The 14,817-nt window shown below is 73.3% G+C and carries 4 protein-coding genes; all 4 read left to right on the forward strand.

All coding sequences use genetic code 11. The features are described 5' to 3' along the window. The first annotated feature begins 278 nt into the window (after positions 1–278). The 4 genes from ACIBMZ_RS21010 to ACIBMZ_RS21025 are packed head-to-tail and all read left to right on the forward strand — an operon-like array spanning position 279 to position 14,809. The gene (locus ACIBMZ_RS21010) at positions 279–2,216 is read left to right on the forward strand and encodes an amino acid adenylation domain-containing protein (RefSeq protein ID WP_396696225.1); all 1,938 of its coding nucleotides are present in this window, start codon (positions 279–281) and stop codon (positions 2,214–2,216) included. After that, entirely contained in the window at positions 2,213–3,994 is a 1,782-nt protein-coding gene (locus tag ACIBMZ_RS21015) for a carbamoyltransferase (RefSeq protein ID WP_396696227.1), read from the forward strand. Before ACIBMZ_RS21010 ends, ACIBMZ_RS21015 begins: the two co-directional genes overlap by 4 nt. Next, the gene (locus tag ACIBMZ_RS21020; RefSeq protein WP_396696229.1) at positions 3,991–8,202 is read left to right on the forward strand and encodes an amino acid adenylation domain-containing protein; all 4,212 of its coding nucleotides are present in this window, start codon (positions 3,991–3,993) and stop codon (positions 8,200–8,202) included. The genes ACIBMZ_RS21015 and ACIBMZ_RS21020 overlap by 4 nt, the downstream gene beginning before the upstream one ends. Further along, the gene (locus tag ACIBMZ_RS21025; protein WP_396696231.1) at positions 8,189–14,809 is read left to right on the forward strand and encodes an amino acid adenylation domain-containing protein; all 6,621 of its coding nucleotides are present in this window, start codon (positions 8,189–8,191) and stop codon (positions 14,807–14,809) included. The genes ACIBMZ_RS21020 and ACIBMZ_RS21025 overlap by 14 nt, the downstream gene beginning before the upstream one ends. The last annotated feature ends 8 nt before the right edge of the window (positions 14,810–14,817 follow it).

Consider the following 14,817-nt stretch of genomic DNA (forward strand, 5'->3'; position numbering starts at 1 on the left):
GGTGCGCTCCGGAATTAGGCAAAAACGGCCCGAAGATGACGAGGCAACCGGGGTATCTGCACCAATCCTCGGTGACATGTCCGATTGGTTCCGCCCGGCTGCGGCCGTTGACACCCCGATCCGGTCACTCCTAGCGTGCTGCCTCGTAACCCGGCGGGACCCGATCCAATTGCCGGACACGGACAGTAATTCGAGGATCACTCGTCCAGCACGAATGGGGTGGACGGCGGCGCGATGAATTGCTTTTCTCTGCCCCCGCCGGTATTAGGGAGTGCGCGATGACGCGATCGCTGGTGGCTTCGGGAAACGCCGCTGGAGCGAGTGCGTCGGTCAATGTCGAGACGGTGGCGGCCAGTCTGCTGGTGCTCGCGCACGCCGGTGCCGCGCCGACCGTCACCGGCGAGCTGACCGACCCGGCGACCGGGCGGTCGGTGACCGTGTCGGCGCCGTGGCGGGCCCGCCGGTCCGTCCTCGACGCCGTCGTCGGCAAGCAGATGGCGCGCCTCGGCGCCGACACCGCGATCCGGGTAGACCACGGCGACGGGCCGCACATCCTGGTCACCGGAGCGGACGTCACCCCCTCGGCCGACGCGGCGCTGCTGGCCGGGCGCGTCGAGCGCGTCCTCGCGGCGGCGGACGACGTACCGGTCGGGGCGCTCGACCTCTGCGGCGACGAGGACCTGCGGATCGTCGCCGCCGCCCACCGCCCGGGCCGTGCCCCCGGCGAGAGCGTGCCGGCCCTGGTCCGCGCCCAGGCGCACGCCCGCCCGCAGGCCACCGCGATCGAGGACGCGACCCGCAGCGTCAGCTACGCCGAGCTCGTCGCGTCGGCCGACCGGTACGCGCACGTCCTGCGCGCGGCGGGCGTGGCACCCGGCGACGTGGTCGCGGTCGGGTTGCCCCGCCGGGCCGAGCTGGTGGTCACCCTGCTGGCCGTGTGGTCGCTGCGGGCCGCGTTCCTGCCCGTCGACCCCGCGCATCCGCGTGCCCGGCTGGACACCCTGCTCGACACCGCGGACGCGCGGTTCGCGGTGCTGGCCGACCCGCAGGCGGTGACCCGGCCGGGTTGCCGGGTGGTGACGCCACCGGACGACGCGCCCGCCGGTGACCCGCTTCCCGCCGGTGACCCGCCGAGCGGTGACGACCTCGCGTACGCGATGTCGACCTCCGGCTCGACCGGCCGTCCCAAGGTGGTCGGGGTGTCGCACGCGGCGCTGGCGCACTGCGTCGTCACCTTCGCCGACCTGCTGACACCCGGCACCCCGACGGTGGCCGGCACGACGGCGCTGACCTTCGACATCTCGCTGCTCGAACTCTTCCTGCCGCTGGCCACCGGCGGTCGGCTGCTGCTGGTCGACGACGCGACGCGCCGGGACCCGGCCCGACTGGGCGGGTACCTCTCCGAGGCCCGGCCCGACCTGATCCAGGCCACCCCGTCGGGTTGGCGGCTGATCCTGCCGCACCTCTCGGGCGACCTGGCCGGGCGGACGCTGCTCTGCGGCGGCGAGGCGGTCACCACCGACCTGGCCGACCGTCTGGTGGGGACCGGGGCCACCGTGTGGAACGTCTACGGCCCGACCGAGGCCACCATCTGGTGCACCGCCCACCGGCTCGACCGGCCGGTACCCGACCCGGTGCCGATCGGCGCGCCACTGCCCGGCACCGTCGCCGTGGTCCGGAGCCGGGACGGGCGACCGGTGCCGGTCGGGCAGGTCGGTGAACTGCACGTCGGCGGTCCGCAGCTCGCCGTCGGATACCTCGGCGACCCCGAGCGCACCGGCGCGGTGTTCCGGCACGACGAGTACCGCACCGGTGACCTGTGCGCCTGGCGTCCGGACGGCACGCTGTCGTACCACGGGCGCGCCGACAACCAGGTCAAGATCCGGGGACACCGGATCGAGCTCGAAGAGATCGAGACGTACGCCGAGCGCCATCCGGCGGTGACCCAGGCGGCGGCGGTGGTGGTCGCCGCCGCCGAGGACGACCAGCGGCTCGTGCTGTACGTGCGCAGTGGCGGGGACGGTCCGGCGGTCACCGACGCGGCTCTCCGCGAGCACCTGGCGGCGTCGCTGCCCACCGCGTTGCTGCCGCAACGGATCGTCGCGCTACCGGAGCTGCCCCTCACGCCCAGCCAGAAGGTCGACCGGCGGGCGTTGCGGGAGGCGGCGACGGCACACATCCACCGTCGGGCCGGCTCCGAGGAGACGCCATCATGAAGGTTCTGGGCATCAGCGGGCTGCACAACAGCGTCGACTTCAAACGCCGCGAGCTGCCCGACCTCGACGCCCGCGAGTACCGGGTCGTGCAGGGCCTGGACTCGGCGGCGGCACTCGTCGTGGACGGTGTGGTGCGGGCCGCGGCGGCCGAGGAGCGGTACACCGCCGAGAAGGCGACCGGCAGTTTCCCGGCGCACGCGATCCGCGACGCGTTCCGACGTACCGGCGTGACCCCCGACGAGATCGACGTCGTCGCACACGGTTTCGCCCACCGCGCCGCCGACCTGGACCTGTCCGATCCCTACCTGGCCGCCCGGTACGCCGAGGTCTACGACCCCGACGTGCAGGTGACCTGGCTGCGGCGGGAGTTCCCGAGCGTGGACTGGGCCGCCAAGCTCGTGCCGGTACCGCACCATCTCGCCCACGCCGCGAGCGCCTACTACCCCAGCGGGTACGACGAGGCGCTGGTCCTGGTCGTGGACGGGATGGGGGAGACGGAGAGCCTGACCGTGGCGGCGGGCACCGGCGGCAAGCTGGAGATCCTGCACCGCATCCCGGCGCTGCACTCGATCGGCACGCTCTACGGCGTCTTCACCATGTACCTCGGCTTCGACATGATGATGGACGAGTACAAGGTGATGGGCCTGGCCGCCTTCGGGGACCGGCGAACCCACTTCGCCGAGATGTCGAAGCTGGTCAAGCTGCTCGACGGCGGCACGTTCACGGTGTCCGCGCTGGCCGCCGACCGGGACCTGCGGGAGCGGGAGACGCACCGGGGCGTGCTGGCCCTGCTCGTCGAGCGCTTCGGCCCGCCCCGGCAGCCGGGCACCCCGGTCGAGCAGCGGCACCGGGACGTCGCCGCCGCCCTCCAGGCGGTGGTGGAACTCTGCCTGGTGCACGTGCTGCGGCACTACCGGCGCGAGACCGGGCTACGCGACCTCTGCTACGCCGGTGGCGTCGCGCTGAACTGCTCCGCCAACGGGGTGATCGCCCGCAGCCGACTGTTCGAGCGCATCTTCATCCCGCCGGGCGCGGGCGACGACGGCTCGGCCGTCGGCGCGGCCCTCTACGTGCAGGCCCAGCAGGAGCCCGCGACGCGGATCCCGGCGATGTCCATGCCGTACTGGGGCACCTCGTACACCGACGAGGAGATCGGCGCGGCTGTCGGTGGCCGGACCGACGTGGTGGTCCGGCACGTACCGGAGCGGGCGCGGCTGCTCGCCGAGACCGCCGAGGCGCTGGAGGCCGGTGAGGTCGTCTCGTGGTTCCAGGGCGGCATGGAGTTCGGCCCCCGGGCGCTGGGCAACCGCAGCATCCTCGCGGACCCGCGGGACGCGCGGATGCGCGACCACATCAACGCGCTGATCAAGCGCCGGGAGGACTTCCGTCCCTTCGCGCCGGTGGTCACCGAAGAGGCGGCGTCGACGTACTTCGAGATCGAGCCGGGCGACGAGGAACGCTTCCGGCACATGCTGTTCACCACCCGCACGCGGTCGGAGCACCGGGACTCGCTGGGCGCGGTCACCCACTTCGACGGCACCGCCCGGGTGCAGGTCGTCACCCGCGAGGGCAATCCGCTGCTCTGGGAGCTGCTGACCGCGTTCGCCGACCGGACCGGCATCCCGGTGCTGCTGAACACCTCCTTCAACCTGCGCGGGCAGCCCATCGTGCGGACCCCGGAGATCGCCGTCGACACCATGCTGCGCGGCGGCCTGTCCCGCCTGGTCATCGGGGCGTACACGGTCACCCCGCCGGACGCCGGGACGGACCGGCCATGACCGTCGAGGTCAGCCGCGCCCCGCTGGTGGCCGCGACCCTCGCCGCCGACGACGAGGTGATGCCCGGCCTGTCGTTCCGTCGCGGCGAGGCCAGCCGGGCGCTCGACGTCACCGAGGCGGACCTGACCGCCCTCGCCGTCGACCTCGGCAGCACCCCGGCGGCGGTGCTCGCCGCCGCGACGCAGGCCCTGGTGGCCGGTGACCGGGGCCGGACCGCCGCGACGACGGCGGTGGTCGGCGTGATCGTCGCCGACCCCACCGACGGCGTCGCCCTGCGCGCGCTGCACTGCGCGGTCGAACCGGAACTACCGTTGCGGCGGCTGGCCGAGCGCGCCGCCACGGCGCTGCCGACGGCGCGTCCGGCGGGCGACGGCGAGGTACGGATCGCCGTGGTGCCGCTCGGCGCGCTCGGTGACGGACTCGACGCCGATCAGGTCGCCGAACTCGAACACGAGACCGTCTGGTGCGACGCCGTCCTGGAGTTCACCGCCCGCGACGGGCGGCTCGTGCTGCGCTGCGACCACGACGAGGACCGGTACGGCCCGGTGAGCGTCGCCGCCCACCTGGACCGACTCGACGGGATCCTGACCGAGCTGGTGGCGGGCACCGGACGGCTGCCCGCCGCCGGTACGGCGGACGCCGTGGCGGCGGCCGTGGAGAGCCTGCCCACCGGCGAGCCGATCGAGCCCGCCACCCCGACCGAGCGGCTGCTCGCCGCCGTCTGGGCCGACGTGCTGCACCTGGACCGGGTCGGCGCCGACGACAACTTCTTCGCCCTCGGCGGGCACTCCCTGCTGGCCGCCAAGGTCGTCGCCCGGACGACGGCCGAGCGCGGGGTGGCGCTCAGCGTGGACCAGCTCTTCGCCCACCCGGTCCTCGCCGACTTCGCCGCGCTCGTCGACGCCGGTGAGCCGGCGGCCGTACTGCCCGCTCTCACCGCGCACACCGGTGACCCGGTGGTGTCGTTCGGGCAGGAGCGGCTCTGGTACCTGGACCGGCTGCGGGACGGCTCGGCCCTCTACAACGTCCCGGTGCTGGTGCGGCTGACCGGCCCGGTCGACCCCGAGCGGCTGCACGACACCGTCCGGGCGGTGGTGGCCGCCCACCCGGCGCTGCGCACGGCGCTGGCGACGGTCGACGGCCGTCCGGTCGCCCGCACCGCCGACCGGACCGAGATCGACTGGACGGTGGCGGACGCCCGCGCCGGAGGCGAGCCGGAGGGGCGGCGACTGGCCGCCGCCGGGGTCGCCCGACCGTTCGACCTGGCGCAGGCCCCGCTGTTGCGGGGTGGGCTGGTCCGGATCGCCGACGACGAGTGGTTCTGCTGGCTCTCCGTCCACCATGCCGCCTGCGACGGCTGGTCGCTGGACATCCTGCTCGCCCAGATCTTCGGTAAGGAAGGGCCCCCCACTAACGCCTCGTGTATGGAAAGGGCCCCCTCCTTTCGAGCACCCACGTACGTCGACTTCGCCGCCTGGCAGCGTGCGGTGCTGACGCCGCAGGTGATCGCCGACGAGGTCGCCTGGTGGCGGCAGCGGCTGGCCGACGCACCGAGCCTGCTGGAACTGCCCGCCGACCGCCGTCGCCCGGCGGTGGCGACCCACGTCGGGGCCACCCTGCGGCACCGGCTGCGCCCCTCGACCGTGGCGGCGCTGCGGGCCGCTGCCCGGACCCACTCGGTCACCGTCTTCGACCTGCTGGTGACCGCGTACCTGCTGCTGGTCGGCCGCTGGTCGGGCCGGACCGACGTGGTGGTGGCCACCCCGGCCGCCGGGCGCCCGCTGCCCGAACTCGACGACGTGGTCGGCTTCTTCGTCAACACCGTCGTGCTGCGCGCCGACCTGAGCGGCGCGCCCACCTTCCTGGACCTGGTCGACCGGGTACGCGCCGTCTCCGCCGCCGCCCAGGCGCACCAGCAGATCCCGTTCGCCGCCCTGGTGGACGCGCTCGACCCGGACCGGGACCAGAGCCGGGCCCCGCTCGCCCAGGTGGCCTTCGGGATGAACCAGCACGCCCGGGGCCGCTGGGAGTCCGACGGCCTGGTCGCCGAGCTGGACTCGGTGGACACCGGCACCGCGAAGTTCGACCTCACCCTGGCGGTGGTCGACACCGGCGGGCCGGACCTCGGGGTGGAGGTCGAGTACGCGACCGACCTCTTCGACGAGTCCACCGCCGACCGCTTCGCCACACAGTGGACGGTGCTGCTGGAGCGGCTGCTCGCCGACGTCGACGCCCCGATCACGTCGGTGTCCGCGCTGCCCGCCGAGGAGGAGCGCCGACTCCTGGACTGGGCCGGGCAGGCCCGCGACTATCCCGCCGAGTCGACCGTGGACGCGCTGGTGGCCGAGTGGGCCCGGGTGTCGCCGGACGCGGTGGCGGTGGTGGACGGGGACGTGTCGGTGTCGTACCGGTCGTTGGTGTCCCGGGCCGACGCCTTGGCGGCGCGGTTGACCGGACTGGGGGTGGGCCGCGGCTCCCTGGTGGGGCTCTGTTGTCGGCGGTCGGCCGATCTCGTGGTGGGGATGGTGGCGGTGTTGCGGGCCGGTGGCGCGTACGTGCCGTTGGACCCGGACCATCCGGCGCAGCGGTTGGGTTTCATGCTGGCGGACACGGACGCGCGGGTGGTGGTCGGGCATCGGGATCTGCTCGACCAGCTCCCGCTCGGTGACCGGCACGCCGTGACCCTGCCGGAGGCCGCCGGTGATCTCGCCCCGATCGCCGGTGCCGAGCCGGACCGGTCGATACGCGGTGGCGACGACGCCGCCTACGTCATCTACACCTCCGGCTCGACCGGCGACCCGAAGGGCGTGGTGGTGCCGCATCGCGGCATCACCCGCCTGGTGGGTGGGACCGACTACGTCGAGCTGACCCCACGGACCGTCCTCGCCCAGCTCGCCAACGCCAGCTTCGACGCCATCACCTTCGAGGTGTGGGGTGCGCTGGCCAACGGCGGGCGGGTGGTGATCGTGCCGACCGAGACGGTGCTCTCCCCGTCGGGTCTCGCCGCCCTGCTGCGTACCCGGGCGGTGACCACGGTCTTCATCACCACCGCGTTGTTCAACGCCACCGTCAACACGGTGCCCGACGCCTTCGCCGACGTGGACCAGCTCTACTTCGGCGGCGAGAGCCTCGATCCGGGGACGGTGGGTCGGGTCGTCGAGGGTGGACAGGGTCCGGCGCGGCTGCACAACATCTACGGCCCGACCGAGGTGACCACCTTCGCCACCTACACCCGTCTGACCGCGCGACCCACCAGCACCGGAGCCATCGGCACGGCGATCGCGAACACCTGGGCCTACGTGGTGGACGACGCGGGGCGGCTGGCCGGTGTCGGCGTACCCGGGGAGCTGTGGCTGGGCGGTCCGGGGGTCGCCTGGGGGTACTGGGAGCGGCCGGGGCTGACCGCCGACCGGTTCGTGCCGGACGGCTTCTCCGGTGTGCCGGGTGCCCGGCTCTATCGGACCGGGGACGTGGTGTTCCGCCGCCCCGACGGGTCGTTGGAGTTCGTCGGCCGCGCCGACCACCAGGTGAAGGTCCGGGGGTTCCGGGTCGAGCTGGGCGAGGTCGAGACGGCGCTGCTGGGGTACCCGGCGGTGGCCTCGGCGGTGGTGGTCGCGGTCCGGTCCGAGGGTGCCCCGGTGCGGCTCGTCGGCTACGTGGAGCCGGTGGCGGGCGCCCCGGTCAGCGTGGCGGAGCTGCGCGAGTTCCTGACCGAACGGCTGCCGGAGTACGCGGTGCCGTCGGCGTTCGTGGTGATGGACACGCTGCCGATCACCCCGAACGGCAAGATCGATCGGACGGCGCTGCCCGATCCGGACACCGACCAACGGGCCGACCAGGTCGCCTTCCGGGCACCGGTCGATCCGCTCGAACAGATCATCGCCGAGGTCTGGGGCGAGGTGCTCGACGTCGCCGGGATCGGCCTCGACGACAACTTCTTCGGCCTCGGCGGGCACTCGCTGCACGCCGTGCAGGTCTGTGGCCGGTTGGAGCGCACGCTGCGCACCCCGGTCTCCGTACGCCATCTCGTCGAACAACCCACCGTCGCCGATCTGGCCCGACGCCTGCGCGTCGAGGGACCCGACGCCGGCCGGCTCGACCAGATCGCCGCCGTCGTCATGCAGGTCCGCCGACTCAGCCCCACCGAACGCGCCGCACGACTCGGCACCGCGTCCGCAACGAAGGAGAACACTGGTGACGACCACTGATTCCGCCGGGTCGCTGGGGCCGACCGAGGACGACCTCATCGACCACCTGCTCGCGCAGGCGGGGATCACCGACACCGCCGCCCGGCCGGTCATCGCCGCCACCGGCGAGCCGACGGTGCTGTCGCCGGGGCAGGAACGCCTGTGGTTCCTCGACCGCTGGCGGCCCGGACTGCCGCTCTACAACGTGCCGGTCGCCTTCGCGCTGACCGGCGCGGTGGACCCCGACGCGCTGGGCGCGGCGGTGCAGCTCCTGGTCGACCGGCACGAGTCGCTGCGGACCGCCATCGACACCGAGGTGGGTCGGCCCCGGCTGCTCCGGGCCGAGGCGGGCACGCCGGTGTCGTGGCGGGTCGACGACCTGCGTACCGTCGGGACGGGAGCCGAGGCGGCGGCGCTGGACGCGGCGCGGACCGCCGTCGCCGAACCGTTCGACCTGTCGCGGGCGCCGCTGCTGCGCGCCGGTCTGATCCGGCACGCCGACGACCGGTGGCTGCTCTGGCTGTCGATCCACCACGTCGCCTGTGACGGGCAGTCGCTGGAGATCCTGCTCGGTGAACTCGCCGAGGCGTACCGGGCGTTGGTCGCCGGTGCCCGGCCCCCGGCCCGGGACCGGTCTCTCGGCTACGGCGACTTCGCCGCCTGGCAGCGGGACCAGCTCGTCGGTGAGCGTCTGTCCGACGGCGTCGAGTGGTGGCGGCAGCAGCTCGACGACCTGCCGCCGGTGCTGGAGCTGCCCGCCGACCGGGTCCGCCGCCCGGTGCAGAGCTACGCCGGACGCACCCGGCACGCCGAGCTGTCGCCCGAGGTGGCCGAGGCCGTCCGGTCGCTGGCCCGGCAGCGGTCCAGCACCGTCTTCGACGTCCTCTTCGCCAGCTTCGCGCTGCTGCTCGGGCGCTGGTCGCGCCGTACCGACGTGGTGGTGGCCACGCCGGTCGCCGGTCGGCCGGTGCCGGAGGTGGACGACCTAGTCGGGTTCTTCGTCAACACCCTCGCGGTGCGAGTGGACACGTCCGGCGCGCCGACCTTCGCCGACCTGGTCGGCCGGGTCCGGACCGCCTCGGCCGACGCGCAGGACCACCAGGACGTGCCGTTCGCGGCCCTGGTGGAGGCGCTCGCGCCGGAGCGCGAGCTGGCCTGGTCGCCCCTGGTGCAGGTGCAGTTCGTGCTGCAACGTCAGGACCCCGCCGGGTGGCGGCTCGGCGACGACGTCACCGCCGCCCCGGTCGGCATCGACACCGGTACCGCCAAGTTCGACCTCACCCTGCTGGTCTACGACACCGGCGCGGACGGCATGCGGGTGGAGCTGGAGTACGCCACCGACCTCTTCGACGCCTCCACCATGGACCGCTTCGCCGCGCAGTGGTTCACGCTGGTGCAGCGGTTGGTCGCCGACGCGGACCGGTCCGTCGCCGAGGTCTGCGGTCTGCCGGATCAGGAGCGCGACACGATCGAGGGCTGGTCGGGCATCACCCGGACCTTCCCCGTCGACGCGCCCATCGGCGACCTGGTCGCCCGGCACGCGCGGCAGCGCCCCGACCACGTCGCGGTGCTCGACGGCGAGACCCGCACGACGTACGCGGACCTGCTGGCCGCCGCCGACGCGGTGGCCGCCACCCTGCGCCGGGCCGGTGTCGGCCGGGGTGACATGGTCGGTGTCTGCTGCCGCCGCTCGACCGACCTGGTGGTCGGGATGCTCGGCGCGCTGCGGGCGGGCGCGGCCTACGTGCCGCTGGATCCCAACTACCCGGCCGACCGGCTCGACTTCATCGTGCGCGACAGCGGCCTGCGGGTCGTGGTGGCGCAGCGCGACGCGATCCCGGCCGACCTGACGCTGCCCGAGGACGTCCGCACCGTGGCGATCGAGCAGGCGGTACGCGCCGACACCGCCGCCGCCCCGGACCTCGTGCCCCCGGCGGTCGACGACCCGGCGTACCTCATCTACACCTCCGGTTCGACCGGGCTGCCGAAGGCGGTCATGGTCTCGCACCGCAGCGTGCTGCGGCTGTTCGCGGCCACCGAGGAGCAGTTCCAGTTCGGCCCGCAGGACGTGTTCAGCCTCTTCCACTCCGCCTCGTTCGACGTCTCCGTCTTCGAGGCGTGGGGTGCGCTGACCCACGGCGCGACGCTGGCGGTGGTGCGCTACTGGGAGAGCCGCGACCCGGAGGCCTTCTACGAACTGGTGGAACGCGCCGGGGTCACCGTGCTCAGCCAGACGCCGGGGGCGTTCCGGCAGTTCGAGGCCGTCGACGAGCGGCGTCGGGCGGAGCTGGCCGTCCGGGTGGTGATCTTCGCGGGTGAGGCGCTGGACCCCGACGCGGTGCGTCGCTGGTGGACCCGGCACCCGGAGACCAGTCCCGAGATGGTCAACATGTACGGCATCACCGAGACCACGGTGCACACCACGTACTGCCTGCTCACCGCCGATCTGCTGGCCGAACGGCACAGCCCGATCGGGCGGCAGGTGGCCGACCTGAGCCTGCACGTGCTGGACGAGCACGGCCGACCCGCCCCGATCGGCGTACCCGGTGAGCTCTACGTCGGCGGGGACGGCGTGGCGCACGGCTACTGGCGTCGGCCGGCGCTGACCGCGCAGCGGTTCGTCGCCGACCCGGAGATTCCGGGCGGCCGGCGCTACCGCAGCGGCGACCTGGCCACCTGGCGTGCCGACGGCACGCTGGAGTACCTGGGCCGCCTCGACCACCAGGTCAAGATCCGGGGCTTCCGGATCGAGCCCGCCGAGGTGGAGGCCGCGCTGCTGGCCCACCCCGCGGTGAGCGCCTGCCTGGTGATCGCGCACGGCGAGCCGGGCACCGAACGGCGGCTGGTCGCCTACCTGGTCGCCGACGGCGACCTGACCGTCCCCGAGGTGCACGAGTTCCTCGAACCGACGCTGCCCAGCCACATGATCCCGTCCGTGGTGACGGTGCTCGACGCCTTCCCGCTGACCGCCAACGGCAAGATCGACCGGCGTCGGCTGCCGGAACCGGGCGTCGACCGTCCGGCGTTGGCCCGACCGTACGTGGCGCCCCGCAACGAGACCGAGCAGGCGCTCGCCGAGATCTGGGCGACCGTCCTGGAACTCGACCAGGTCAGCGTGGAGGACAACTTCTTCCACCTCGGCGGCGACTCGATCCGCAGCGTGCAGGTGATCGGCCTGGCCCGCGCCAAGGGGCTCGACTTCTCGTTGCAGCAACTGTTCCAGCGCACCACCATCGCCGCGCTGGCCGGGGAGGTCACCACCGCGCAGGCCCCCGCCGCCGAGCGGCGGCCCTTCGCGCTGATCTCCGAGGCGGACCGGGAGCGGCTGCCCGAGGACGCGGTGGACGCGTACCCGATGGCGGTGCTCCAGGCCGGGATGATCTTCCACATGGAGGCCGACGAGGGTCGTCGGCTGTACCAGAACGTCGACAGCTTCCACGTCCGCGCGCCGTTCGACGAGGCGCTGATCCGGCGGGCCATCGGGCAGATCGTCGACCGGCACGACATCCTGCGGACCTCGTTCCACCTCAGCGAGTACAGCGAGATGCTCCAGGTGGTGCACCGCGAGGCGGACCTGCCGATCGAGGTGTACGACGTCCGCGAGCTGGCCGAGCAGGAGCAGGACCGCCGCATCGTCGAGGTGATCGAGGGACTGCGCGAGGTCCCGTTCGACCTGGCCCGGCCGCCGCTGTGGCGCTTCGTCTTCCACTGGCGCAGCGCGGAGTCGTTCGAGTGGACCCTGGTCGAGCACCACGCCATCCTCGACGGCTGGAGCCTGCACTCCTCGATCACCGAGATCCTCCAGCGCTACATGGAGCTGATGCGGGATCCGTCGAGCAGCGCGGACCCGAAGCCCGCCTCGACCTACCGGGAGTTCGTCGAGGCCGAGCGGGAGGCGCTCGCCTCGGCGCAGGAGCGGGAGTTCTGGTCGGCGCGGGTCCGGCAGGCCAACCGGCTCCGGCTGCCGCGCTGGCCGCAGGGCGCCGAGGTGGAACCGCTGCCGCAGGCGGAGCCCGCCCCGGACGAGCAGCCGCTGCTGGAGTGGGAACTGCCGCCCGGACACTCCGACTTCTATCGGTGGCTGGAGACGAAGATCCCGGACGACCTCTGCGCCGGGTTGGAGCGGGTGGCCGCCGGTGTCGGCGTACCGCTGAAGAGCGTGCTGCTCGCCGCGCACATGCGGGTGCTGGCCCACCTGACCGGCAGCCGCGAGGTGTCCACCGGGATGGCCTTCAACGGCCGCCTGGAGGTGCTCGACGGCACCGAGTCGCGGGGTCTCTTCCTCAACTCGTTGCCGGTGACGGCGACCGTGGCCGGCGGCACCTGGGCCGACCTGATCCGGGCGATGCTCGACGAGGAGAACGAGCTGCTGCCGCACCGCCGCTTCCCGATGGCGGAGATCCAGCGCTTGGCCGGCGGGGAGTCGCTCTACGAGTCGCACTTCGTCTACAACCACTTCCACGTCATGCGGGGTCTGGCCGACCGGGACGTCCGGATCGTCGACCCGAAGATCAACTCGTTCACCACCATGCGGGTCGAGCCGACCAACTACCCGTTCGTCTGCGGCTTCCTGCGCGACCCGGGCGCCAGCGGCCTGTTGATGGGGCTCGACTACCACACCACCGAGTTCTCGCCGGAGCAGATCCGGCGGGTACGCGGCTACTACCTGGCCGCGCTGCGCTCCATCGTGGCCGACCCGGACCGGTCGCTGGTCGAGGTGGACCTCACCTCGCCCGCCGAACGTGCCCAGGTCGACGGGTGGAACCGCACCGCCCGGGAGCAGTCTCCGGAGCTGACCGTGGACGCGCTGGTCGCGGGCTGGGCGCAGTCGACGCCGGACGCGGTCGCGGTGGTCGACGGCGAGGTGTCGGTGTCGTACGCGTCGCTGCTGGCCCGCGCCGACGCGCTGGCGGCCCGGTTGGCGGAGTCCGGCGTGGGCCGGGGTTCGTTGGTCGGCCTGTGCTGCCGGCGCTCCGCCGACCTCGTGGTGGGCATGCTCGGTGTGCTGCGGGCCGGTGGCGCGTACGTCCCGCTGGACCCGGACTACCCGGCACAGCGGCTGGAGTTCATGCTGACCGACACCGACGTACGGGTGGTGGTCGGGCACCGGGACCTGCTCGACCAACTCCCGCTGACCGGCCGCGAGACGGTCGACATCACCGACGTGCCGACCCCGTCGCCCGGCCGGGCCGCCGCCACCGCGGTCGGCACGGTCACCGAGGACGCTGCGTCGCTCATCTACACCTCCGGCTCGACCGGTCGGCCCAAGGGCGCGGTCGTGCCGCACCGTGGCATCGTCCGCCTGGTCCGGGACACCGACCTGATCCGGCCCGAGGAGCTGCGCGCCGTCGGTCAGGTCTCCAACGCCTCCTTCGACCCGCTGCTGTTCGAGGTCTGGGGACCGCTGCTCAACGGTGGTCGGGTGGTGGTGGTCCCCACCGACGTGGCGCTCTCGCCGCCGCGCTTCGTCGAGCTGCTGCGCCGCGAGCAGGTCACCGCCGTCGCGATCGTCACCGCGCTGTTCAACTCCACGGTCAACGAGATCCCGGACGCGTTCACCACGCTCAAGCAGGTCTACATCGGCGGCGAGCGGATCAACCTCGGTGCGATCGCCGCCGCCGTGCAGGCCGGTGGGGCCCGGATGAACAACATCTACGGCCCGACCGAGGTCACCAGCATCTCGACCTGCAACCCGCTGTCCGAGGTGCCGGCCAGCTCCGGTGCGATCGGTGCGGCGATCACCAACACCACCACGTACGTGGTGGACGAGTGGGGCCGTCCGGTCGGCGTGGGGGTCCCCGGTGAGCTGTGGCTGGGCGGCCCGGGTGTGGCCTGGTGCTACTGGAACCGGCCGGGGTTGACCGCCGACCGGTTCGTGCCGGACGCCTTCTCCGGCGTGCCCGGTGCCCGGCTCTACCGGACCGGGGACGTGGTGGCCTGGCGTGCCGACGGGACGCTGGAGTTCGTCGGCCGCGCCGACCACCAGGTCAAGGTCCGGGGTTTCCGGGTCGAGCTGGGCGAGGTCGAGTCGGTGCTGGTGGCCCACCCGACGGTGGCCTCCGGGGTGGTGCTGGCGCTGCGGTCCGGCACCGGCCCGGTACGCCTGGTCGGCTACGCGGAGCCGGCGGCCGGCGCGACCGTGGCCGTGGCGGAGTTGCGTGAGTTCATGGCCGAGCGCCTGCCGGAGTACGAGGTGCCGTCGGCGTTCGTGGTGATGGGCACGCTGCCGCTGACCCCGAACGGGAAGATCGACCGGGCGGCGCTGCCGGAGCCCGACCCCGAGCGGCCGGAGGCCGCAGGCGCGCACGTGGCGCCGCGCGACGCCCTGGAACGGGAGGTCGCCGCCGTCTGGGCCGACATCCTCGGCGTCGAGCGGGTCGGCATCGGCGACAACTTCTTCGCCCTCGGCGGGCACTCGCTCCAGGCCGTGCAGGTGGCGTTCCGCATCCGCACCACGTTCGGGGTGGACCTGGAACTGCGCCGGATCCTGGAGGCGCCGTACGTCGAGGACCTGGCCAAGGCCATCAACGAGGCGCTCGGCGAACAGGACGACCTCCTCGCCGAGGCGCTGGAGAGCGTCGAGTCGATGTCCGACGAGGACGTCCGGGCGCTCCTGGCGAACTCCTAGCCGGCCAC

The sequence above is a fragment of the Micromonospora sp. NPDC049900 genome, assembly GCF_044461025.1.
Classification (GTDB): domain Bacteria; phylum Actinomycetota; class Actinomycetes; order Mycobacteriales; family Micromonosporaceae; genus Micromonospora.